Source organism: Agromyces seonyuensis, assembly GCF_009789225.1.
Classification (GTDB): domain Bacteria; phylum Actinomycetota; class Actinomycetes; order Actinomycetales; family Microbacteriaceae; genus Agromyces; species Agromyces seonyuensis.
Genome location: NZ_WSTA01000018.1, coordinates 1 through 21,609 on the forward strand (window position 1 = coordinate 1; position 21,609 = coordinate 21,609).

At 72.9% G+C, this 21,609-nt stretch carries 22 protein-coding genes; 7 read left to right on the forward strand and 15 right to left on the reverse strand.

Going from position 1 to position 21,609, the window contains the following annotated elements; all coding sequences use genetic code 11:
- On the reverse strand, window positions 1-194 hold a 194-nt coding region (locus tag GB864_RS05690; protein ID WP_202107005.1), incomplete at its 3' end, for a hypothetical protein.
- A gap of 589 nt (window positions 195-783) precedes the next feature.
- Entirely contained in the window at window positions 784-1,416 is a 633-nt protein-coding gene (upp, locus tag GB864_RS05695) for a uracil phosphoribosyltransferase (protein WP_160423384.1), read from the reverse strand.
- Between the two features lie 122 nt (window positions 1,417-1,538).
- Here upp and GB864_RS05700 point away from each other — a divergent pair, with 122 nt between their 5' ends.
- Window positions 1,539-1,985 (forward strand): nucleoside deaminase, encoded by a 447-nt coding sequence (locus GB864_RS05700; protein ID WP_419672771.1) that lies wholly within the window; start codon window positions 1,539-1,541, stop codon window positions 1,983-1,985.
- A 10-nt stretch (window positions 1,986-1,995) separates the two neighbouring features.
- Here the strand turns inward: GB864_RS05700 and GB864_RS05705 are convergent, their stop codons facing one another.
- Together GB864_RS05705 and GB864_RS05710 are read right to left on the reverse strand one after the other, a co-directional pair.
- Window positions 1,996-2,709, reverse strand: coding sequence for a glutamine amidotransferase-related protein (locus GB864_RS05705; protein WP_160423385.1), 714 nt, complete (start codon window positions 2,707-2,709; stop codon window positions 1,996-1,998).
- Window positions 2,710-2,733: 24 nt separating this feature from the next.
- Window positions 2,734-3,699, reverse strand: coding sequence for a cation diffusion facilitator family transporter (locus GB864_RS05710; protein ID WP_160423386.1), 966 nt, complete (start codon window positions 3,697-3,699; stop codon window positions 2,734-2,736).
- A 76-nt stretch (window positions 3,700-3,775) separates the two neighbouring features.
- On the opposite strand from GB864_RS05710, the gene proC reads away from it, so the two are divergent.
- Both proC and GB864_RS05720 read left to right on the forward strand, forming a co-directional pair.
- Window positions 3,776-4,621, forward strand: a complete 846-nt coding sequence (proC, locus tag GB864_RS05715; RefSeq protein ID WP_160423387.1) for a pyrroline-5-carboxylate reductase — start codon at window positions 3,776-3,778, stop codon at window positions 4,619-4,621.
- A complete protein-coding gene (locus tag GB864_RS05720) occupies window positions 4,618-5,916 on the forward strand; it encodes a beta-N-acetylhexosaminidase (protein WP_336603891.1) in 1,299 nt (432 codons plus the stop codon). Before proC ends, GB864_RS05720 begins: the two co-directional genes overlap by 4 nt.
- Window positions 5,917-6,138: 222 nt before the next feature.
- On the opposite strand, the gene rlmC is transcribed toward GB864_RS05720, so the two are convergent.
- A complete protein-coding gene (gene rlmC / locus GB864_RS05725; protein WP_160423389.1) occupies window positions 6,139-7,299 on the reverse strand; it encodes a 23S rRNA (uracil(747)-C(5))-methyltransferase RlmC in 1,161 nt (386 codons plus the stop codon).
- Between the two features lie 57 nt (window positions 7,300-7,356).
- Between rlmC and GB864_RS05730 the strand changes: the two genes are divergently transcribed.
- The 3 genes from GB864_RS05730 (at window position 7,357) to GB864_RS05740 (ending at window position 9,860) form a co-directional block, all read left to right on the forward strand.
- Window positions 7,357-7,929: a ribonuclease FAU-1 family protein gene (locus GB864_RS05730; protein WP_160423390.1), complete on the forward strand. Its 573-nt coding sequence runs from the start codon at window positions 7,357-7,359 to the stop codon at window positions 7,927-7,929.
- Between the two features lie 237 nt (window positions 7,930-8,166).
- A complete protein-coding gene (locus GB864_RS05735; RefSeq protein ID WP_160423391.1) occupies window positions 8,167-8,556 on the forward strand; it encodes a YciI family protein in 390 nt (129 codons plus the stop codon).
- Entirely contained in the window at window positions 8,553-9,860 is a 1,308-nt protein-coding gene (locus GB864_RS05740; RefSeq protein WP_160423392.1) for a DUF6596 domain-containing protein, read from the forward strand. Before GB864_RS05735 ends, GB864_RS05740 begins: the two co-directional genes overlap by 4 nt.
- Here GB864_RS05740 and GB864_RS05745 read toward each other — a convergent pair.
- The 7 genes from GB864_RS05745 to GB864_RS05775 all read right to left on the reverse strand — a co-directional run bounded on the left by GB864_RS05745 (window position 9,842) and on the right by GB864_RS05775 (window position 17,874).
- Window positions 9,842-10,519 carry a response regulator gene (locus GB864_RS05745; protein WP_160423393.1) on the reverse strand — a complete coding sequence of 226 codons (678 nt, stop codon included), beginning with the start codon at window positions 10,517-10,519 and terminating at the stop codon, window positions 9,842-9,844. The two genes, GB864_RS05740 and GB864_RS05745, sit on opposite strands and share 19 nt — an antisense overlap.
- Window positions 10,516-13,044, reverse strand: a complete 2,529-nt coding sequence (locus GB864_RS05750) for an ATP-binding protein (protein WP_160423394.1) — start codon at window positions 13,042-13,044, stop codon at window positions 10,516-10,518. Before GB864_RS05750 ends, GB864_RS05745 begins: the two co-directional genes overlap by 4 nt.
- Window positions 13,045-13,049: 5 nt before the next feature.
- Window positions 13,050-13,661, reverse strand: a complete 612-nt coding sequence (gene kdpC, locus GB864_RS05755) for a potassium-transporting ATPase subunit KdpC (RefSeq protein ID WP_160423395.1) — start codon at window positions 13,659-13,661, stop codon at window positions 13,050-13,052.
- Between the two features lie 29 nt (window positions 13,662-13,690).
- Window positions 13,691-15,712, reverse strand: coding sequence for a potassium-transporting ATPase subunit KdpB (gene kdpB / locus GB864_RS05760; protein ID WP_236778909.1), 2,022 nt, complete (start codon window positions 15,710-15,712; stop codon window positions 13,691-13,693).
- A gap of 262 nt (window positions 15,713-15,974) precedes the next feature.
- Window positions 15,975-17,648 (reverse strand): potassium-transporting ATPase subunit KdpA, encoded by a 1,674-nt coding sequence (kdpA, locus tag GB864_RS05765; RefSeq protein ID WP_160423397.1) that lies wholly within the window; start codon window positions 17,646-17,648, stop codon window positions 15,975-15,977.
- On the reverse strand, window positions 17,648-17,737 hold the full coding sequence (locus GB864_RS05770; RefSeq protein WP_160423398.1) for a potassium-transporting ATPase subunit F: 90 nt from the start codon (window positions 17,735-17,737) through the stop codon (window positions 17,648-17,650). The genes kdpA and GB864_RS05770 overlap by 1 nt, the downstream gene beginning before the upstream one ends.
- Complete coding sequence (locus GB864_RS05775; RefSeq protein ID WP_160423399.1) at window positions 17,734-17,874, reverse strand: hypothetical protein; 141 nt, start codon at window positions 17,872-17,874, stop codon at window positions 17,734-17,736. Before GB864_RS05775 ends, GB864_RS05770 begins: the two co-directional genes overlap by 4 nt.
- A gap of 204 nt (window positions 17,875-18,078) precedes the next feature.
- On the opposite strand from GB864_RS05775, the gene GB864_RS05780 reads away from it, so the two are divergent.
- Window positions 18,079-18,477 carry a hypothetical protein gene (locus GB864_RS05780; protein ID WP_160423400.1) on the forward strand — a complete coding sequence of 133 codons (399 nt, stop codon included), beginning with the start codon at window positions 18,079-18,081 and terminating at the stop codon, window positions 18,475-18,477.
- Between the two features lie 20 nt (window positions 18,478-18,497).
- Here GB864_RS05780 and GB864_RS05785 read toward each other — a convergent pair whose 3' ends face one another.
- The 3 genes from GB864_RS05785 to GB864_RS05795 form a co-directional block, all read right to left on the reverse strand.
- Window positions 18,498-18,974 (reverse strand): GbsR/MarR family transcriptional regulator, encoded by a 477-nt coding sequence (locus GB864_RS05785; RefSeq protein WP_160423401.1) that lies wholly within the window; start codon window positions 18,972-18,974, stop codon window positions 18,498-18,500.
- A 67-nt stretch (window positions 18,975-19,041) separates the two neighbouring features.
- Entirely contained in the window at window positions 19,042-20,664 is a 1,623-nt protein-coding gene (locus tag GB864_RS05790) for an ABC transporter permease (RefSeq protein WP_160423402.1), read from the reverse strand.
- A complete protein-coding gene (locus GB864_RS05795; protein WP_202107008.1) occupies window positions 20,661-21,599 on the reverse strand; it encodes an ABC transporter ATP-binding protein in 939 nt (312 codons plus the stop codon). The genes GB864_RS05790 and GB864_RS05795 overlap by 4 nt, the downstream gene beginning before the upstream one ends.
- Window positions 21,600-21,609 lie beyond the last annotated feature (10 nt).

Below are 21,609 nucleotides of genomic sequence, written 5' to 3' on the forward strand. Positions count from 1 at the left end.
CGCGGCGTCGAGAGGCGCGGGCGGGCGGCGAGCGGCGTGACGCCGGCACCGGGGAGGCGGGGGTGCGCGGCGCGGGCCGGTGCGGCGCCGAGCTGGCCGAGCAGGCCGGTGAGCTCCGCGAACTCGGCGAGGTCGGCCTCGACGGTCGAGGCGGTGGTCGAGGCGGCGGGAAGGTTGGGAAGCGTGATCGTCATGGGAGTGTCCTCTGCGAGGGATGCATCGACGGGATGCGCGGGTGCGCGCCGGCCGGGACGCCGGGGTGCGCGGAATACCGACCCGATCGGGGTCGTGGAACGAGGTGCCGGATGCGACCTCGGCGGCCTGCCCGCGCGGATCAGCGGGCGGAAGGCCGGACGGTGGAACTCGGGTTCGCGGTCAGCGGCACATTCGACAACACATGACGGCCCCGCCGGCCATCATCATGGGGGCGGTCCTGTTCGCCTCGGGGGCGGTCAGGTTTCGCGCGTTGTCGGTCATGGGTGGCAGTCAAGCCGACGTCGTCGCAGGTGTCAAACGGTGACGTCCCCCACCGGACGTGTGTCGCCGAATGCGATGCGCCATGTCGAGCGTCGGTCGGCGACGTGCGACGACATTCTTCGTCATGATCGCAGAGCCTGCGATGAGGAAGGAGTTCATCGAATATCGCAAGAACTTCTCGCGCGAAGGCGCCGCGAGGGCCGAAGGTTCTGCGATCGAAGATGACGCGGGAGACGACGGGACCCCGCCGCGCGGGACGTCGTGGCGTCTCGCGGACGGGGTCCGAGGAGCGGAGCTCCGGCCGTGTCAGACGGTGCCGTAGAGGCGGTCGCCCGCGTCGCCGAGGCCCGGCACGATGTAGCCGTTCTCGTTGAGGCGCTCGTCGACCGCGCCGAGCACGATTTTCACGTCGAGCCCCTCGGTCGCCGCCTCGACGGCCGCGAGGCCTTCGGGGGCGGCGAGGATGCAGATCGCGGTGACGTCGGTCGCGCCGCGGTCGAGGAGGAACTTGATCGCCGCGGCGAGCGAGCCGCCCGTCGCGAGCATCGGGTCGAGCACGAAGCACTGCCGTCCCGAGAGGTCGTCGGGGAGCCGTTCGGCGTAGGTCGTGGGCTGCAGCGTCTCTTCGTTGCGGGCCATGCCGAGGAAGCCGACCTCGGCGCTCGGCAGGAGCTTCACCATGCCGTCGAGCATGCCGAGCCCGGCGCGCAGGATCGGGACGATGAGCGGCTTCGGGTCGGCGATGCGCACGCCCGTGGTCGGCGCGACCGGCGTCGTGATCCCGACCGACTCGACGCGCACGTCTCGGGTCGCCTCGTAGGCGAGCAGGGTCATGAGCTCGGAGACGAGTTCACGGAACGTCACCGACGGCGTCTGCACGTCGCGCAGGACCGTCAGCTTGTGGGTGATCAGCGGGTGGTCGGCAACGTGGACTCGCATAGGCTCGATCCTAGCGACGCGCCCTGGGCGCGCGCCCAGCGCGATCGACGCGCGGACCTGCGGTTCTCGGCTCGAGCGGGCCGCGGCGGAACCGGAAGGGAGCAGCCGTGCAGCACTCCTCGATGCACGCCGACTGGATGCGGCTCGCCCTCGACGAGGCCCGCGCGGCGGGAGCCGCCGGAGACGTGCCGGTGGGCGCGCTCGTGCTCGGCCCCGACGGGAGCGTCGTCGCCGCCGCGCACAACGAGAAGGAACTGCTCGGCGACCCGACCGCGCACGCCGAGGTGCTCGCGATCCGACGGGCCGCCGCCGCGGCGGGCGACAAGGTGCTCGAAGGCGCGACGCTCGTCGTCACCCTCGAGCCGTGCGTCATGTGCGCGGGTGCGATCCTCGCGGCGCGCATCCCGACGGTCGTCTTCGGGGCGTGGGACGACAAGGCCGGCGCCGCGGGCAGCGTCTACGACGTGCTGCGCGACCGGCGCCTCAACCACCGCGTCGAGGTCTACGCCGGCGTCGACGCCGAGGCATCCTCGGCCCTGCTCGTCGAGTTCTTCGAAGCCCGGCGCTGAGGGGGCCGGGTCAGGCGGCGCGGGCGGGCAGTCCGTCGAGGAACTCGCCGAGCATGGCCGCCGACACGACCTGCGCGGCGGGGCGGCGCATCGTGCCGATGTCGCGCAGTTCGTCGAGGTCGAGGCCGAGCTCGGGCAGCTCGTGGCCCCAGCGCGCCAGCCAGGCGGCGTCGATCTGCGCGTCGACTTCGGGGTGGAACTGCACGGCGAGCAGCCAGCCGTCGATGCCGAAAGCCTGATTCTCGTACGCGTCGTTGCCGGCGAGCCGCGTGACGCCCTCGGGCAGGTCGAACGTGTCACCGTGCCACTGCATCATCGGCGAGCCGAAGACGTGGCGCACGGGGGAGTCGAAGCCCGCGTCGGTCGGTCGGATCGAGCGCCAGCCGACCTCCTTCGCCGGGCCGCGGTAGACCCGGGCCCCGAGGGCGGCGGCCGTCAACTGGGCGCCGAGGCACACGCCGAACACCGGGGCCTCGGCGGCGATGCGGGCGCGGAGCATCCGGATCTCGTCGACGAGGTAGGGGAAGCGGTCGGTCTCGTACGCGCCCTCCTCGCCGCCGAGCACGACGAGCAGGTCGGCGGCGAGCGGGTCGAGGCCGCTGAGGTCGGCCGTCGGGACGTCGACGACGTCGATCGCGTAGCCGTGGGACTCGAGCGTCGCGGCGAGATTGCCGAGGCCGATCTCGAGGTCGTGACGGAGGACGAGGGCGGTGCGGTCGGGCATCGGCTCAGGATATGCGGGCGCGCGTCAGTCGACGCTCTTGATGACGATCGCCTCGGTCGAGGGGGCGACGGCGTTCGGGTCCCGGTACACGTCCGGCTCGATGTAGATGACCCGGGCGGCGGGCACGGCGGCGCGGATGCGCTCCTCGACGGTGTTCGTCTCGAGGGCGACCTCGCCGAGCTTGAGCTCCGCGGGGAAGCCGAGCTTCGCGCCGACGAGCAGCTCGTCGGGGCCGAGGTAGAGGGTCTTCATGTGGATGATCTTCTCGATCTCCGGGCCGTCCATGATCGCGGCCTCGATGGCCTGCACATCGGCGTCGCTCGCGCCCTCGCCGACGAGGAGGCTCTTGGTCTCGATGCCGAGGACGATCGCGACGACCACGAGCAGCGTGCCGATCATGAGCGTGCCGAGGGCGTCGAAGATCGGGTTGTGCGTGATCGCCGTCAGGCCGACGCCGAGCAGGGCGAAGACGAGGCCGATGAGCGCCGCGACGTCTTCCAGCAGCACGACGGGCAGCTCGGGCGCCTTCGCGCGGCGCACGAACTGCACCCAGCTCTGGCCCTTCGGCTTGACCGCCCGCGACTCGTGGATCGCCGTGCGCAGCGAGAACGACTCGAGTCCGATCGCGATGAGCAGCACGACGATCGGCACCCAGACGTTCGTCAGCTCGTGCGGGTGGGTCAGCTTCTCGACGCCCTCGTAGATCGAGAAGACGCCGCCGACCGAGAACAGGATGATCGACACGACGAACGCGTAGACGAAGCGCTCGCGTCCGTACCCGAAAGGATGCTCCGCGTCGGCGGCCTTCTTCGCCCGCCGGCCGCCGAGCAGCAGGAGGAGCTGGTTGCCGGAGTCGGCGACCGAGTGGATGCCCTCTGCGAGCATCGAAGCCGACCCCGAGACCGCCCACGCGATGAACTTGGTGATCGCGATGCCGAGGTTCGCGGCGAACGCCGCGATGATGGCCCTGTTGCCGCCGGAAGCACTCATGCCGATCATCCTACGAGCGCCGCCGGACGGCTCTCGCACTACGACGCCGGGCTGCGGGCATCCATAGGATGAGCGGATGAGCGAGTCCCCGACCACCCTGCCCGTCGTCGCCTTCCTGGGCGCCGGATCGATGGCCGGCGCCATCATCGCGGGGCTCACGCGCCCCGGCGTCGAGGTCGAGGGCATCCGCACGACGAACCGCAGCGCCGAGGCCGCCGCGGCGTACGCGGGCCGCGACGGCATCACGGCCTACGCGACCGACGAGGACGCCGACGCGAACCGCTCCGCCGTCGCCGGGGCGAAGCTCGTCGTCGTCGCGGTGAAGCCGGCCATGGTCCCCGACCTCCTCCGCGAGATCGCCGGCTCCCTCGACGAGGGCGCGGTCGTCGTGTCGGTCGCCGCAGGCGTCACGCTCGACACGTTCGAATCGATCCTCCCGGCCCACGTCTCGGTCGTGCGTTCGATGCCGAACACGCCCGCCCTCGTCGGCCGGGGCGTCACGGGCGTCGCGGGCGGCAGCCGCACGGGCGAGGAGGACCTCGCGCTCGCCGTCGCCCTCTTCGAGACGGTCGGCGAGGTGATCGTGCTGCCGGAGTCGCAGATCGACGCGCTCTCGGCGATCTCCGGCTCGGGTCCCGCGTACGTGTTCTTCCTCATCGAGCAGCTCACCGCGACCGCGGTGAACCTCGGCTTCACGCCCGAGCAGGCCGCGCTCATGGTGCAGGGCACGTTCCGCGGTGCGAGCGAACTGCTCGCGGCGACGGGCGAGGAGCCCGCCGAGCTGCGCCGTCGTGTCACGAGCCCGAAGGGCACCACCGAGCGCGCGATCGCCGTCTTCGAGACCGCCGGCTTCGGGCAGACGTTCGACTCGGCGACCGCCGCGGCCATCGCCCGCGCCGCCGAACTCGCCGCCGGCAAGTGAGCACGGCCGCGGGCGATCGCGCACCGCTACGGCTCGACGGGGAACCGCGGTTCGCGTGGCGCGGGGTCATGCTCGACGTCGCGCGCCGGTTCCGACCGCTGCCCGAGCTGGAGCGGTTCATCGACCTCCTCGCCGCGCACGGCCTCAACGTGCTGCAGCTGCACCTCACCGACGACCAGGGGTGGCGCTTCGAGAGCCGCCGGTACCCGCAGTTGACCGAGGTCGGCGGCCGGCGCTCGGCGTCGCAGCTCGGGCACGGGCCGAATGCCGGCCTCGACGGCCGGCACCACGCCGGGCACTACACGCAGGACGAGCTGCGCGCCCTCGTCGCCTACGCGGCGGCCCGCGGCATCCGGCTCGTGCCCGAGATCGACGTGCCCGGCCACGCGAAGGCGATCCTCGCCGCCTACCCGGAGTTCGGCGTCGGCGACCCGGCCGAAGTCGCCGCCCGCAACCGCGAGCCGTGGACGCGCTTCGGGATCACCGACGAGGTGCTGAACGCCGAGGCGGCGACCGTCGCGTTCGTCGGCGACGTGCTCGAGGAGGTCGTCGACGTGTTCGGCGGCGACCTCGTCGGCATCGGCGGCGACGAGGCCGTCAAGTCCCGGTGGGAGGCCGACCCGCGCACGCACGAGCTCCTCGCCGAGCGCGGCCTCGCGAACGGGCACGAGCTGCAGGCGTGGTTCCTGCGCGCGCTCGCCGACCGGCTGGGTCGCCGCGGCGTCCGCATCCTCGGCTGGGACGAGATGCTCGAGGGCGCCGCGCCGGCGGCGGATGCCGTGGTCGCCTCGTGGCGCGGGCCGGTCGGCGCCGGACTCGCCGCGCGGCTCGGCCACGACGTCATCCTCTGCCCCGACCTCTGGACCTACCTCGACTACCGGCAGTCGGATGCGCCGGAGGAGCCGATCCCGGTCGGCACCGTCCTCTCGCTCGAGGATGTCGCGTCGTTCGACCCGGTGCCGGCCGATGCGCCGGCGTGGTTCTCCGATCGGGTGATCGGCGTGCAGGCGAACGTGTGGACCGAGCACCTCGACACCCGCGAGCGGCTCGACTACGCCGTCTTCCCACGGCTCGGTGCGTTCGCCGAGGTCGCGTGGAACGGGCGTCCGGCGGCCGGGTTCGAGTCGCGCCTGCCCGGCTATCTCGACTGGTTGGATGCCCGCGGCGTCGACTACCGGCCGCTGGCCGGTCCGCGCCCGGACCAGCAGCGGCCCGGCGTGCCCGGGGTGCCGCGCTCGCGGGAGGCGCGGCTCGCGGAGCTCGCTCGACTGACCGCGACCCTGCCGGCGGAGTAGGCGCCGTCGGTCGAGTCGGCGCGCAGCGTCGATCCCGTTGGTCGAGTAGGCGCGCAGCGCCGATCCCGTTGGTCGAGTAGGCGCGCAGCGCCGTATCGAGACCGTCGCGTGGTCTCGAGACGCTCCTGCGTCGCTCCTCGACCGGCGGATGGTCCCGTCGGCCGAGTAAGCGCGCAGCGCCGTATCGAGACCGTCGCGTGGTCTCGAGACGCTCCTGCGTCGCTACTCGACCGGCTGGAGGCGGCGTTCGAGCAGCACCATGACCTCGAAGTGCGTCGTCTGCGGGAACATGTCGAAGACGCGCGCCTTGACGGGGCGGAGGCTCGGCATGGCCGCGAGGTCGCGGGCGAGCGAGGCGGCGTTGCAGCTCGAGTAGAGCACGTGCGAGGCATCCGACGCCTCGAGCCAGGCGGCCAGCTCGGCGCCGATGCCGCGCCGCGGCGGGTTGACGACGACGAGGTCGGGCACCTCGTGGGGCGCGGCGCCGAGCGCGAAGGCCGTGGCATCGCCGGCGGCGAAGCGCACCCGTTCGAGCGCGGCGTCCGTGCGGGAGAGCTCGGCGCTCGCGACGGCCTCGACGCTCGTCTCGATGCCGGTGACCTCGGTGCCCGTCGGCGTGCCCGCGGAGGACGCGAGGTGCAGCGCGAACCCCCCGACGCCCGAGTAGAGGTCCCACGCCGAGTCCGGGGCGAGGTCGCGGATCCAATCGCGCGCCTCCCCGTAGAGGGCCTCCGCGATGACGGTGTTCGTCTGGAAGAAGCTCTGCGGTCGCAGGTGCAACGTCACGTCGTTGAGCCGCATCGGCAGGGTGTCGTGCTCGGTGAGCACGAGCTCCTGCTCGCCCTCGAGCACCGCCTTGTGCTCGGGCAGGATGTTGGCCGACACGACGCGCGCGTTCGGCAGTTCGGCGAGCAGGGCCGGCAGGTGCTTGCGGATGCGCCCGACCGGCTCGGTCGAACGCAGCACGAAGCGGATCATGAGCTCGCCGTCGGGCGACTCGGTGAGGATGAGGTGCTTGAGCTCGCCGCGCCGGCTCGGCACGTCGTACGGCGCGATCCTCGCGAGTCCGATGAAGCGCGCGAGCACGGGGAACGCGGCCCGGTGGCCGGGGGAGCAGATGCCGCAGGCCTCGAGGTCGACGCCGTGGCCGTCGGCGTCGAGGATGCCGATCGTCGGGGCATCCATCGTGCCGCCCACGACCATCTTCGCCTTGTTGCGGTAGGCGGCCTCGGGGCTCGCGACCGGCGCGAGCCAGTCGCCGACGCCGAAGGGCGCGAGCAGTTCCTCGGCGTGCGACTGCTTGTCGGCGAGCTGCGCGTCGTAGGGGCGGCCCATCAGGCTGCACGAGCGGCAGACCCCCGCATCGAAATACGCGCACTCCACCCCTCCAGGGTAGGCGGCATCGCCTGCGGGGATGCCGGGCGGGCCTACGCTGGCCGGATGACCGACGCCCCCATTGCGCCCGACGCGCTCGACCTCGTGCCCGGCGAACAGGTGCTGCTGCGCTTCCGCAAGTACGACGGCGGACGGCACTGGGAGGCCGAGACCGGCGTCTGGCTGGGCCGCGACGCGCATGGCTTCTGGGTCGGGTTCCCGGAGGGCACGTACTACGAGCGGCCGGGGCGCTCGTTCACCGCGGGCTGGGGGAGCGTGTCGCTGTTCCCGGCGGCCGGGTGGGCGGCGACGTTCAACCGCGACCACGATGACACCGAGGTGTACGTCGATCTCACGAGCGAGCCCGAGCTCTTCCGCGACGCCGACGGGGTCGCGGTCGCCGCGCTCATCGACCTCGACCTCGACGTGCTGCGCCTCCGCACGGGCGAGCACGTCATCGTCGACCAGGACGAGCTCGTCGAGCATCGCGAGCTGTTCGGCTACCCCGACGAGCTCGTCGCGAAGGTCGAGGCCGACGCGGATGCCGTGCTCGCCGCGGCCCGCGCCGGCGAGGCGCCGTTCGACGCGGCCACGCCTGCGCACTGGTTCGCGGTGCTCGACGGGCTCGTGGGGCGGTAGGCGCGGGGCCGTTGGTCGAGTAGGTGCGGAGCGTCGTATCGGCGCCGGTTGCGTGGTCTCGATACGCTCCTGCGTCGCTACTCGACCGGCGGGGTGCGTCGCTGCTCGACCGGCGGGGATGCGTCGGTGTCGAGCGGCCTGGTTGTGCGGCGATGTCGAATTCCGGCGGGCGAGCACGTCAGCATGGTGTGACGAAGGCCGTCACGGCCCGCGAGGGCGCGGACAGGGGAGCACGCCATGACCGACACGTACGTCTATCTCATCCACGAGCCCGACTGGGATTCGGACGCCTATCTCGACGCCGCGAGCGGGGTGCCCGGCGGGGACCCGTCGACCAACTTCCCCGAGCATCGGGCCTTCCAGGAGGCCGTCGCGCGGCTCGGAGCGCGCATCGTCGGGGCCGCGGCTTTGCAGAACGCCCGTCACGGCGGGCGGGTGACCCCCGGCGACGGGGACGCGGCCGAGCGCGACGCCGTCTACTCGGACGGGCCGTACCCGGACACGAGCGAAGTCGTCTCCGGCTTCTACATGGTCGAGGTCGACGAGGAGGAGACCGCTCGCCGCATCGCCGCGCTCGTGCCGACCGGCGGCCACATCGAGTGGCGGAAGGTGTTCCCGATTTCGTGAACGAGGCGTCGGTCGCCGCACTCGGCGAGGACTTCGTCGACGCCTGGCCGCGGATCGTCCGCGCCCTGGCGGCCTACACGGGCAGCCTCGACGACGCCCAGGAGTACGCGGCCGAGGCCGTCGCCCGGGCGGTCGCCGAGGCCGGCGGGGGCGGCGCACCGCTCGGGTCGTTGAGCGCGTGGTGCACGACGGTCGGCAAGCGCGCGTGGCTCGACGACCGGCGGAAGGCGGCCGTCGAGCAGCGCTACGTCCAGACCGAGGGCGCGTCCGCGCGGGAGCGGGCAGCGCGATGGGATGGCGTGGACGCGACGGAGGGCATCGCCCGCCCGGACGGCGCCGACCCGATCGACGACCGCCTCGCGCTGCTCTTCGTCGCCTGCGATCCGGCGCTCACCGAGCAGGCGCGGCTCGTGCTCGCGCTGCGGGTCGTGTGCGGCCTCGACGTCGCGCGCATCGCCGCCCACCTCGGGGTGCGGCGCACGGCGGCCGCCGCGCGGCTGACCCGCGCGAAGCAGGCGCTCGCCGAGGCGCGCGGCCGATTCAAGGTGCCGGAGGCGCCCGAACGGCGGGTGCGGCTGCCGGTCGTGCTCGCCGCCGTCGCCGGGATGTTCACCGTCGCCCACCGCGACGTGCTCGATCCGCAGACCCCGCGCGACGACCTCGGTCGGCAGGCGCTCTCGATCGCCGACGCGCTCGTGGCCGAGTATCCCGACGACGCCGAGGTGCGCGGGCTGCGCGCCGTCGTGCGCCTCGGCCTCGCCCGGCGGCCGGGCCGCTTGGATGCCGACGGGGCGGCGATCCCCCTCGACGAGGTCGACCGATCCGTGTGGGACCGACGGCTCATCGCCGCCGGGCTCGACGACGCCGCCGCGGCCGCGGACCACGGCGACGGCCGGTTCGTGCTCGAGGCGGCGATCGCGGGACTGCACACGTCGGCGCCGAGCTTCGCCGCGACCGACTGGGACCGGGTGGTGGGCTTCTACCGGGCGCTCGAGCGGGTGTGGGGCGCGCCGTCGGTGATCGTGGCGCGGCTCGCCGCCGAGGAGCAGCGAGCGCTGCTCGGGGCGGCGTCGGGGGAGCGGACCGCGACGCTGCGCCGGGTCGAGGCGGAGCTGCGGGAGGTCGCCGCCGGCGCGGCGCCCTATGCGGCCGTCGATGCCCGGCTCGCGCTCGCCGACCTCGCGTGGCGCACCGGTCGCCGCGCGGAGGCCGCGGCCGAGTATGCGGAGCTCGCGGCATCGGTGCCGACCGAGCCGGTGCGCCGGTTCTGCCTCGGCCGCGCGGCTCAGGGCTCGAAGCGGTAGCCGAGGCCCGGCTCGTTGATGAAGTGCCGGGGTTCGGCGGGCACCGGTTCCAGCTTCTTGCGCAGCTGGCCGACGTAGAGCCGCAGATACCCCGCGTCGTTCGCGTGGTACGGGCCCCACACGTCCGAGAGCAGCATCTGCCGGGTCAGCAGGGTGCCGGGATGCTGCACGAACAGCTCGAGCAGCCGCCACTCCGTCGGGGTGAGCCGCACCGGCTCCCCGCCGCCGCGCACCGTCTTCGCCGCGAAGTCGACCTCGCGCTCGCCGATGCGCACCGTCGCCGAGTCCGACCGCTCGGCGCCGGGGACCTGACGGGAGCGGGCGCGGATGCGGGCGAGCAGCTCGTCCATCGCGAACGGCTTCACGACGTAGTCGTCGGCCCCGGCATCCAGGGCTTCGACCTTCTCGACCGAGTCGGTGCGGCCGGAGAGCACGATGATCGGCACCTGCGACCACGCGCGCACGGCGCGCACGACGTCGACGCCCTCGACCTTCGGCATGCCGAGATCGAGCAGCACGAGATCGGGATGCCCGTTCGCGACGGCGTCGATCGCCTCCGCCCCGTCGTGCGCGACGTCGACGTCGTAGCCGCGCGCCGACAGCGTGATGCGCATCGCCCGGAGCAACTGGGCGTCGTCGTCGGCCAGGAGGATCTTCACGAGTCACCATCCTCGTCGCCCGTCTCGGCGATCGGAGCGAGGGCGCCGTCCCCGGCATCCGCGTCGGCGAGCGTCACGACGATCGTGAGCCCGCCGCCGGGCGTCGCCTCCGCCTCGATGGAGCCGCCCATACCTTCGACGAAACCGCGCGAGAGCGCGAGGCCGAGTCCGAGCCCGGTCTCGTTGTCGGTGTCGCCGAGGCGCTGGAACGGCGTGAAGATCTCGTCCCGCCGGTCGGCCGGCACGCCGGGGCCGTGGTCGACGACCCGCAGCTCGGTGCGGCCGAGGAAGCCCGACACCGAGATCCGCACCCGCTCGTCGGGGGGAGAGAACCGCACCGCGTTCGCGAGCACGTTCACGAGCACCCGCTGGAGCAGGACGAGGTCCGCGAGCACGGGCGGTGCATTCACCCGCAGGTCGAGCTGCACCTGCGCGGGCCCGAGCCCGAGCTCCTCGAGCGCGCGGAAGACGACGTCGGCGACGTCGACCGGCTCGAGCCGCACCGCGAGGGCGTCCGCCTGCACGCGGCTCGCATCGAGCAGATCCGTCACGAGACCGGCGAGCGCGTCGAGGCTCTCCGACGCCGTCGCGAGGAGTTCGCGACGATCGCGCTCGCCGAGGAGCAGCGTCTCGTCGGCGAGGGCGCTGACGGCGGCGCTCGCCGAGGTGAGCGGCCGGCGCAGATCGTGGCCGACGGCGGTGAACAGCGCCGAGCGCACCCGATCGGTCGCCGCGAGCGCGTCGGCGGCCCGCGCCGCGCGGGCGAGGGCGCCGTGCTCGAGGGCCGCGTCGAGCTGGGTGACGATGACGCCGAGGAGGCGCCGCTCCGAGGCATCCAGCGGTCGCCCGTGCAGTTCGAGACGGGCGTGCGCGCCGACGGGGATCTCGACCGCCTCGCCCCCGGCGGGCTCGCCGTCGGCGACGACCGGCTCGTCGTCGACGAGCAGTCGTACCCCCGTGAGCGAGAACGCCTCGCGCGTGCGGGTGACGAGGGCTTGGAGCGCATCCTCGCCGCGCAGCACCGACCCGGCGACGCTCGCGATGAGCTGCGACTCGGCCGCGGCCCGCATCGCGATGCGCGTGCGCCGGGCGGCCTGGTCGACGACATAGCTGACGAGCGCCGCGCTCACGACGTAGAGGGCGAGGGCGAGGAGCTGCCGCGGGTCGGCGATCGTCAGCGTGCCGGTCGGCGCGACGAAGAGGAAGTTGAGGGTGAGCCCCGAGAGCACCGCGGTGAGGAGCGCGGGCCAGATGCCGCCGACGAGGGCGACGACGATGACGAGCAGCTGGTAGGCGAGCACGTCGCTCGTGATCGACGACTCGCTGTGGAAGGCCGCGAGCAGCCACGAGAGCAGCGGCCCGACGACGAGTGCGATCGCGAAGCCCGCGATCAGGCGTTGCCGGGAGAGCGCCCCGCCGAGTTTCGGCAGGGCGGGGCGGGAACCGGCGGCGGCGTGCGTGACGATGTGCACATCGATCTCGCCCGATTCGCGGATGACCGTCTGGGAGACCCCGGGACCGCCGAGGAGCGCGGCGAGACGCGATCGACGGCTCACGCCGAGCACGAGCTGGGTGGCGTCGACCGACCGGGCGAACTCGACGAGCGCCCGCGGGACGTCCTCCCCGGCGACCTCGTGGAAGGCGCCGCCGAGCTGCTCGACGAGGGCGCGCTGGGCCGTGAGCGTGCCCGGATGCGGAGCGCGCAGGCCGTCGGGGGCGCTCACATGCACGGCGATGAGCTCGCCCCCGGAGGACCGGGCCGCGATGCGGGCGCCGCGGCGCAGCAGCGTCTCGCCCTCGGTACCGCCGGTGAGGGCGACGACGACCCGCTCGCGCGACTCCCAGGTGCCCGTGATGCCGTGCTCGGCACGATAGGCCTTGAGCGACTGCTCGACCTCGTCGGCGAGCCAGAGCAGCGCGAGTTCGCGCAGCGCCGTGAGGTTGCCGAGCCGGAAGTAGTTCGAGAGAGCGGCGTCGATGCGTTCGGCCGGGTAGACGAGGCCGGCCGCGAGCCGGTCGCGCAGGGCCCCCGGGGCGAGGTCGACGACCTCGATGGTGTCCGCGCCGCGCAGCACGGCGTCCGGCACGGTCTCGCGCTGGGCGGCCCCGGTGATGCCGAGCACGACGTCGCCGAGCGACTCGATGTGCTGGGCGTTGACGGTCGAGATGACGTCGATGCCGGCATCCAGCAGGGTCTCGACGTCCTGCCAGCGCTTGCCGTGCCGCGAGCCCGGCGCGTTCGTGTGGGCGAGCTCGTCGACGAGGGCGATCTCGGGATGCCGCGCGAGCACGGCATCCAGGTCGAGCTCTTCGAGTCGCATCCCGCGATGCGACTCGACGTGCCGGGGCACCGCCTCGAGGCCCTCGGTCATCGAGGCGGTCGCCGCACGGCCGTGGGTCTCGACGTAGGCGACGACGACGTCGTGGCCCTCCGAGGCGAGGCGCTTGCCCTCCTCGAGCATCGTGTAGGTCTTGCCGACGCCGGGGGCGGCGCCGAGCAGCACTCGGAGCCGCCCTCGCTTCATCTGCGTCAGCCCTCCAGCCCGTCGAGCGCCAGGTTGAGCTCGAGCACGTTCACGACCGGCGAGCCGATCACGCCGAGATCGCGCCCGACGGTGTGCTCGTCGACCAGTCGGCCGACCTCGTCCTCGCTCATCCCCCGTGCCGCGGCGACGCGCGGCACTTGGAGGCGAGCGTACTCGGGGCTGATGTGGGGGTCGAGGCCGGAGCCCGAGGCCGTCACCGCGTCGGCGGGGATGCCGTCGGCCGGCACGCCGTCGAGTTCGGAGATCGCGGCCTGCCGGTCGCCGATCGCCGCGATGAGGTCCTCGTTCTCGGGGCCGAGGTTCGAGCCGGAGGAGGCGCCGCCGTCGTAGCCGTCGCCGGCCGCCGACGGGCGGGACTGGAAGTACTCGGGCAGTGCGGCGCCGTCGGCGTCGGTGAAGGACTGCCCGATGAGGGACGAGCCGACCGGCTCGCCGTCCACCTCGATGAGCGAGCCGTTCGCCTGAGCGGGCAGAGCGAGCGCGCCGACGCCCGTGATGAGGCCGGTGTAGCCGAGGCCGAGCACGAGGGTGAACACCGCGGTGGCGCGGACGGCGACCCAGGCCGTGCGGGCGGTGGAGCGGACGTTGGAAGGCATTGCTTCGCGTTCCTTTCGGGAAGCCGGGCTCAGAAGCCCGGGATGAGGCGCACGACGAGGTCGATGAGCCAGATGCCGATGAAGGGGACCACGACGCCGCCCAGTCCGTAGACGAGCAGGTTGCGGCCGAGGATCTTGCTCGCGCCGAGGGGGCGGTATTTCACGCCGCGGAGCGCGAGCGGGATGAGCGCGATGATGACGAGCGCGTTGAAGATGATCGCGGAGAGCACGGCCGAAGCCGGCGAGTGCAGGCCCATGACGTTGAGCGCCGCGAGGCCGGGGAACACCCCGACGAACATCGCCGGGATGATCGCGAAGTACTTCGCGATGTCGTTGGCGATCGAGAACGTCGTCAGGGCGCCGCGGGTGATGAGCAGCTGCTTGCCGATGCGCACGATGTCGATGAGCTTCGTCGGGTCGGAGTCGAGGTCGACCATGTTGCCGGCCTCCTTCGCCGCCGACGTGCCGGTGTTCATCGCGACGCCGACGTCGGCCTGCGCGAGCGCGGGGGCGTCGTTCGTGCCGTCGCCCGTCATCGCGACGAGGTTGCCGCCCTCCTGCTCGCGCTTGATGAGCGCGAGCTTGTCCTCTGGCGTCGCCTCGGCGAGGAAGTCGTCGACACCGGCCTCCTTCGCGATCGCTGCGGCCGTGAGCGGGTTGTCGCCCGTGATCATGACCGTGCGGATGCCCATCGCGCGCAGTTCGGCGAACCGCGCGGGCAGTCCGTCCTTCACGACGTCCTTCAGGTGCACGACGCCGAGCACGCGGCCCGGGCCGGACGCGGGGCGCTCGGCGACGACGAGCGGCGTGCCGCCCGCGTTCGAGATCTCCTCGACGCGCGCCGTCAGTTCGTCGAGGAGGCTCGAGGCCATCCGGCCCTCTTCCTCGATCCAGGCGATGACGGCGGAGCCGGCACCCTTGCGGATGCGCGAACCGTCGGGCAGGTCGAGCCCCGACATGCGGGTCTGCGCGGTGAACGGCACGGGCTCGCCGGCGGGGGCCGTCGGATAGCGGGTACCGCGGGCCGCGGCGAGCTCGACGATCGACGCGCCCTCCGGGGTCGGGTCGGCGAGGGAGGCGAGCGCCGCCGCCTCGACGAGCTCGCGGGCCTCCACGCCGTCGAGCGCGACGAACTCGGTCGCGCGGCGGTTGCCGTAGGTGATCGTGCCCGTCTTGTCGAGCAGGAGCGTCGTGACGTCGCCCGCCGCCTCGACGGCGCGGCCCGACATCGCGAGCACGTTGCGCTGCACGAGCCGGTCCATGCCGGCGATGCCGATGGCCGAGAGGAGCGCACCGATCGTCGTCGGGATGAGGCAGACGAGCAGGGCGATGAGCACCGGCACGCTCGCTGGCGCCGCCGCGTAGGAGGCGATCGGGTTGAGCGTGAGCGCGACGACCACGAACACGATCGACAGGCTCGCGAGCAGGATGTTCAGCGCGATCTCGTTCGGCGTCTTCTGCCGGGCGGCGCCCTCGACGAGGGCGATCATGCGGTCGACGAAGGTCTCGCCCGGCTTCGAGGTGATGCGCACGACGATGCGGTCGGAAAGCACCCGCGTGCCGCCGGTGACGGCCGAGCGGTCGCCGCCGGACTCGCGCACCACGGGCGCCGACTCGCCGGTGATCGCCGACTCGTCGACGGAGGCGATCCCCGCGACGATGTCGCCGTCGCCCGGGATGAGCTCGCCCGCCGACACGACGACCACGTCGCCGAGCGTCAGGTCGGACGACGGCACGTCCTCGAGGAGGCTCGCGCTCGCCGCGGCATCGTGCAGCGGGTCGTACCCGCGCACGAGGTGGGCGGTCGTCGCCGTGCGGGTCTGCCGCAGCGAGTCGGCCTGCGCCTTGCCGCGGCCTTCGGCGACGGACTCCGCGAGGTTCGCGAAGATCACCGTCGCCCACAGCCAGAGCGCGATCGCCCAGGTGAACGACCACGGCACCTCGGTGCCGCCGGATGCCTCCGGCCCGCCGAGGATCGGCTCGGCGAGGGCGATCGCCGTGGTGAGCAGGGCGCCGATCTCGACGATGAACATGACCGGGTTGCGGACCATGGCCCGCGGGTCGAGCTTGCGCAGGGCGCCGGGGAGGGCGGCCCAGAGGGCGCGCGGGCCGAAGGCGCTCGCACCGGTCCCCGTCGATCGAGTCGGCGCGCCGGCGTCATCCGTCGGTCGAGTCGGCGCGCCGGCGCCGCCCTCCGCCGGTCGAGTCGGCGCGCTAGCGCCGTATCGAGACCCGGTGACGTCCGAGGCCGCCTGGTCTCGATACGCTCCTTCGTCGCTACTCGACCAGCGTGACTTCGTTTCGGTGGACATATCAGCTCAGCCCTTCCGCCAGGGGACCCAGCGCGAGAACGGGGAAATAGGTGAGGGCGGTCACGATGACCGCGACACCGGTGAGGAGACCGGCGTACAGCGGCCGGTGGGTGGGCAGGGTGCCCGCGGTGGCCGGCACGGCATCCTGCTTCGCGAGCGAGCCGGCGAGCGCCAGCACGAGCACGATCGGCAGGAAGCGGCCCAGCAGCATCGCGACGCCGAGCGCGGTGTTGAACCACGGGGTGTTCGCGGTGAGGCCCGCGAACGCGGAACCGTTGTTGTTCGCCGCCGAGGTGAACGCGTAGACCACCTCGGAGAGACCGTGCACGCCGGGGTTCCAGATCGACGTCGACTCGACGTCGGCGCGGACGCCGGGGATCGCGAAGCTCAACGCCGTGCCCGCGAGCACGATCGCCGGGGTCACGAGGATGTACAGGCTCGCGAGCTTGATCTCGCGGGGGCCGATCTTCTTGCCCAGGTACTCCGGGGTGCGCCCGACGAGCAGTCCCGCGATGAAGACCGCGATGACGGCGAGCACGAGGATGCCGTAGAGGCCCGAGCCGACGCCGCCGGGGGCGACCTCGCCGAGCATCATGTTGATGAGCGGCACCATTCCGCCGAATGCCGTGAACGAGTCGTGCATGGCGTTCACCGCACCCGTCGACGTGCCCGTTGTCGAGGCGGCGAAGATCGCCGAGAGCGGGATGCCGAACCTCGCCTCCTTGCCCTCGAGCGCGCCGCCCGCCAGTTCGGGCGCCGTGCCGGCGCCCTGCAGTTCGAACGCCATGGTCGCCGCGACACCGGCGATCCACAGCACGCCCATGACGCCGAGGATGACGTAGCCCTGGCGGACGTCGCCGACCATGCGGCCGAACGTGCGCGGCAGCGAGAACGGGATCACGAGCAGCAGGACGACCTCGACGAGGCTCGTCCACGCCGTCGGGTCCTCGAACGGGTGCGCCGAGTTGACGTTGTAGAACCCGCCGCCGTTCGTGCCGAGGAGCTTGATCGCCTCCTGCGAGGCGACCGGCCCGCCCGGGATCGTCTGCGTCTGCCCGGCGATCGTCGTCACCTCGGTGAAGCCGGCGAAGTTCTGCACGACGCCGCCCGCGAGCAGCACGAGGGCGCTCACGATCGACAGGGGCAGGAGCAGCCGCCAGACGGCGCGGTTGACGTCGACCCAGAAGTTGCCGAGGGTGCCGGTGCGGCGTCGGGCGAAGCCGCGCACGAGCGCGACCGCGACGGCGAGGCCGACGGCCGCCGAGACGAAGTTCTGCACCATGAGGCCCGCGAGCTGCACGGTGTAGCCCATCGTGAGCTCGGGCGAGTACGACTGCCAGTTGGTGTTCGTCACGAACGAGATCGCCGTGTTGAAGGCGAGCCCCTCCGGCACGGCCGGGAGGCCGAGCGCGTACGGCAGGAACTGCTGGGTGCGCTGCAGCAGGTAGAGCGCGAGCACGCCGACGGCGGAGAACACGAGCACGCTGCGGAGGTAGACCGTCCAGGTCTGCTCCGCGCGGGGGTCGACGCCGACGACGCGATAGAGCCCGCGTTCGACGCGGGTGTCGTGGGCGGAGGTGAACACCCGCGCCATCCAGTCGCCCAGGGGGCGGTGGACGAGCGCGAGCACGACGACGAGGATCGCGACCTGCGCGATGCCGAACCACACCTCCATCAGAACCGCTCGGGCTTGACGAGGGCGAATACGAGGTAGACGACGGCCGCCACCGCGAGGAGGGAGGCGATGATCTCGAAGACGATCATGCGCGCTCACCTCCGCGGCCGGCTTCGCGAGGTGCGGAGCCGCGGGCATCGGGGCCCAGCTTCGACACCCCCTCGGCCACGAGGCCGACGAGCGCGAACAGGGCGATGACGCCCAGCACGTACCAGAGATCGAGCACGGATGACTCCAACGGGAGATTCGGCGGGGGGCCGCGGTCGCGGCGCTCCGGCGGTCCGCATCACGCGAACCGCACGTCAGATGCAACGCCCCTGCGGGCCGGCCGGCACGCGTCCTGACGGATCCCTAACGGGTCGCCGCGCAACGCTCATGCGCCGCTCACGGGCGACCGGGTCGGAGCCCCTGCGGCGGCTACTGTTGCAGCATGTCGTCCGTGGAGATCGCCTCGCTCATCGGCGAACTGCTCTCCTGGATCGGCCTGCCGCTCGGCCTGCTGCTGCTCATCATCGTCTTCGTCGTGCACGCCTTCGACGGCGGCTGGGAGGACACGGAGATCGTGCTCGTCGAGACGCCCGAGGGGCGCATCGCCCGCTGGTTCGCCGGCAACGAGTTCTTCGAGCGCACCCTGCACCACGACGAGGCGCGCCGCATCGGCGACGCGACCGAGTTCCCGGCCTACACGGCCCGCAACTCGCCGTCGACGATGCGCCTCGAGCGCCGCCGTCCGGCGATGCACCTGCTGCGCACGCTCGCGCTGCTGTTCCTCGGCATCGGCTTCCTCGGCCTCGTGGTCTCGACCGCGGGGCTCTTCATCGAGGCGTAGGGCCGCGGCATCCGCCCGGGTCAGTACTCGCCGGATCGGCGCAGCTGTTCCCACTCCTCCATGAGCGCGGGCAGCCGCGCTTCGAAGAAGCGGAAGAAGGCGGCCATCTCGGCGGTGCGACGCGATCCGGCGGACTCCGAATCGTCGATCGCCGCGACCGCTTTGTCGGCGACGGCGGCGAAGGCCGCGTAGACGGGGGACTTGCCGGCCAGCGCCACGTACCAGGCGTCGTCGAAGACCTCCCAGCGCTCGCGACGGCTGCCGGGCTGGGCGATGCGGTGGATGATGCCGAGCGATTCGAGATAGCGCACGCCTCCCGAGATGGCCGCGGGGCTCACGGCGAGGGTTTCGGCGAGTTCGGCCGCGGTGCGGCCCCCTGAATCGGCGACGAGCAGCGCCATGAGGACGCGGGCGGGCATCTTCGGGAAGCCGGCCGCGATGAGCACCGCCGCGGCCTGCTCGACCGCCGCCCCCAGCGCCTGCTCGTCCTTCGGCATCCCGTCATCCTCCCATTCGCGGCCGCCCCGTTCCGGATCGGGGCGGCCCTCGACCGCTCGCCGCCGACTACCCGTCGCCCGCCACCTGCCGGCGTCGCATGAGCACGAGCGCCGCCGCGATGCCGACCGCCGCGACGCCGAGCAGCCACCAACCGCCCGACCAGTCGTAGTCGTCGCCCTGCGGCGTCGGCGCGTGCGCGAACGGCGACAGATCGTGGGTCCAGTCCGGCAGCCCGAGCAGCTCCCCGAAGACGCCGAGGAATCCGCTGAGGCCGAGCAGCGCCCACGTGAGCGGGATCGTCGCCTGGCGGGCGAGCACGAAGCAGAGCGCCGGGATCGCCACGAAGACGAGTGCCGCGGGCACCTGGCCGAGCGCCGCGAGGGCGCTGTCGCGGAGGGCCTGCGACGGGTCGTCGATGGAGGCCGTGCCGAGCACCGCCCCGAGGAAGGTCGCCGCGAGCGCGAGCACGGCCCCGATGGCGGCGACGGCGAGGAAGGCGGCGAGCCAGCGCACCCGCCCGACGGGCGTGGCCAGCACGAGTTCTGCGGTGCCGCGCGCTTCCTCCTGGCGCGCCTTGATGACGATCTGCGCCGCGCAGCAGGCGGCGAGGAGTCCGCCGATCGTGAAGAACGTCGTCAGCAGCGCCTGCTCGATCGTGCCGTCGGCGCCGGCGATGCCCTGGAGGGTGTCGCCGACCTGCGGCGCATCCGTGGCGATGGCGTCGACGAGCGGGGTCAGCGAGGTCGCGAGCAGCCCGGTGAACAGCCCGCCGACGGCCCACGCGACGATCACGCCGACGTCGAGCTTCCAGGCGAGCCCGAGCGTCGAGGCCAGCACCGGTCCGGCGCTCGCGCGGCCGCGACGCCCGGGCAGCAGGCTCGCGCCGAGGTCGCGCACGCGCTGGAGCCCGAGCACCGCGAGCACGAGCAGGAGCCCGAAGCCGAGCGGCAGCAGCAGCGCGACCCAGTCGTCGCCGTTCCACGCGTTCGCGAGCTGCGCCCAACCGATGGGGGAGAGCCAGGAGGCCCAGCCGGGGGTCACGTGCAGCCCGTCCGCCGACCGCTCGCCGGTCGCGTCGCCGATCCCTCGGACGACGTACGCGGCGAGCACGGCCGCGACCGAGAGCGCGTTGGCCGCGCGGGAGGTGCGGAACAACTGCGCGGCGACGAGTCCGAACCCGAGGAACGCGATGCCGACCGCGGCGGTCGCCGCGCCGGTCACGAGCGCCCCGGAGACGGGCAGCCCGCCGCCCGCGAAGGCCGCGGCCACGAGCAGGGCGAGCACGACGTCGGCGAGGACGCCGTGCGCGACGGTCGCGATCGTCGGTGTGATCCGGCCGGCCGGTGTCGCGGCGACCTGCTCGGCGCGACCCTCCTCCTCTTCGGCGCGGGTGTGCCGCACGGCCAGGAACGTGTTCATGAGCCCGGCCATGAGCCCGAGGAAGGCGAAGATCAGGAAGAACGAGAACGCGCCCTCGTCGGCGCCGTTCGGCGTGCCGCGGAAGATCAGGATGGCGGGGGCCTGCGCGGTGAGCTGCAGCAGGCCGGCCCGTTCGGCCTCGGTCCCGTAGGACGAGCCGATCGCGCCCGGCACGATCGCCGCGAGGGCCGTCGTGCCGAGGATCCACCAGAGCAGCGTCCAGCGGTCGCGACGGAGACGCTGCCGCAGCAGCGCGCCGAATCCGTTCATGCGCGCGGCGCCTCCTCGGCACCGGTCGCGGCGAGCTCGTCGCCGTAGTGGCGCAGGAACAGCTCCTCGAGCGACGGCGGCTCGACGGTGAGGCCCTGCACGCCGAGGCGGCCGAGTTCGGGCAGCAGGGCGGCGACGGCATCCGAGTCGACGGTGAAGCGCACGCGCGCCTCGTCGACGGCGACGTCGTGCGCACCCGGGAGCGCGGAGATCGCCGCCGGGTCGAGGCCGTTCGTCGCGAACGACACGGAGGTGCGGGTGAGGTGGCGCAGCTCGCCGAGGCTGCCGGACTCGACGGTGCGGCCCGCGCGGATGATGCTGACGCGGTCGCAGAGTTGCTCGACCTCGCTCAGGATGTGGCTCGAGAGCAGCACGGTCGCGCCGTCGGCGCGCACACGGTCGACCTCTCGCCGGAAGACCTGCTCCATGAGGGGGTCGAGGCCGCTCGTCGGCTCGTCGAGCACGTAGAGGTCGGCGGGCGTCGCGAAGGCGGCGATGAGCGCCACCTTCTGCCGATTGCCCTTCGAGTACGCGCGGCCCTTGACGCGCGGGTCGAACTGGAACTCCTGCATGAGCCGGGCCCTGCGCTCGGTGTAGGCCGCGCGGTCGACGGTGCCGCCGCGCAGGCGTGCGAAGAAATCGACGGCCTCGCCGCCGGTGAGGTTCGGCCAGAGGCTCACGTCGCCGGGCACGTACGCGATGCGGCGGTGAAGGGCGGAGGCCCAGCCCCAGGGCTCGTCGTCGAAAATGCGGGCGGTGCCCTCGGTGGCGCGGGCGAGCCCGAGCAGGATGCGGATGGTGGTGGACTTGCCGGCGCCGTTCGGGCCGAGGAAGCCGTGCACGGTGCCGGCCTCGACGTCGAGGTCGAGCCCGTCCAGCGCGCGGGTGCGGCCGAAGCGCTTGACGAGCCCCTCGGTGCGGATCACGGTGGTCATGGAGCGCGAG

What these genes read in the sequence shown, in the direction of transcription:
- GB864_RS05750 (WP_160423394.1), bottom strand. Translation starts at nt 13,044, where the DNA reads ATGAAGCGAGGGCGGCTCCGAGTGCTGCTCGGCGCCGCCCCCGGCGTC.
- GB864_RS05780 (WP_160423400.1), top strand. Translation starts at nt 18,079, where the DNA reads ATGTCGTCCGTGGAGATCGCCTCGCTCATCGGCGAACTGCTCTCCTGG.
- GB864_RS05710 (WP_160423386.1), bottom strand. Translation starts at nt 3,699, where the DNA reads ATGAGTGCTTCCGGCGGCAACAGGGCCATCATCGCGGCGTTCGCCGCG.
- GB864_RS05735 (WP_160423391.1), top strand. Translation starts at nt 8,167, where the DNA reads ATGACCGACACGTACGTCTATCTCATCCACGAGCCCGACTGGGATTCG.
- GB864_RS05700 (WP_419672771.1), top strand. Translation starts at nt 1,539, where the DNA reads ATGCACGCCGACTGGATGCGGCTCGCCCTCGACGAGGCCCGCGCGGCG.
- GB864_RS05785 (WP_160423401.1), bottom strand. Translation starts at nt 18,974, where the DNA reads ATGCCGAAGGACGAGCAGGCGCTGGGGGCGGCGGTCGAGCAGGCCGCG.
- kdpC (WP_160423395.1), bottom strand. Translation starts at nt 13,661, where the DNA reads ATGCCTTCCAACGTCCGCTCCACCGCCCGCACGGCCTGGGTCGCCGTC.
- kdpB (WP_236778909.1), bottom strand. Translation starts at nt 15,712, where the DNA reads ATGGTCCGCAACCCGGTCATGTTCATCGTCGAGATCGGCGCCCTGCTC.
- kdpA (WP_160423397.1), bottom strand. Translation starts at nt 17,648, where the DNA reads ATGGAGGTGTGGTTCGGCATCGCGCAGGTCGCGATCCTCGTCGTCGTG.
- proC (WP_160423387.1), top strand. Translation starts at nt 3,776, where the DNA reads ATGAGCGAGTCCCCGACCACCCTGCCCGTCGTCGCCTTCCTGGGCGCC.
- GB864_RS05730 (WP_160423390.1), top strand. Translation starts at nt 7,357, where the DNA reads ATGACCGACGCCCCCATTGCGCCCGACGCGCTCGACCTCGTGCCCGGC.
- GB864_RS05705 (WP_160423385.1), bottom strand. Translation starts at nt 2,709, where the DNA reads ATGCCCGACCGCACCGCCCTCGTCCTCCGTCACGACCTCGAGATCGGC.
- GB864_RS05790 (WP_160423402.1), bottom strand. Translation starts at nt 20,664, where the DNA reads ATGAACGGATTCGGCGCGCTGCTGCGGCAGCGTCTCCGTCGCGACCGC.
- GB864_RS05770 (WP_160423398.1), bottom strand. Translation starts at nt 17,737, where the DNA reads ATGATCGTCTTCGAGATCATCGCCTCCCTCCTCGCGGTGGCGGCCGTC.
- upp (WP_160423384.1), bottom strand. Translation starts at nt 1,416, where the DNA reads ATGCGAGTCCACGTTGCCGACCACCCGCTGATCACCCACAAGCTGACG.
- GB864_RS05795 (WP_202107008.1), bottom strand. Translation starts at nt 21,599, where the DNA reads ATGACCACCGTGATCCGCACCGAGGGGCTCGTCAAGCGCTTCGGCCGC.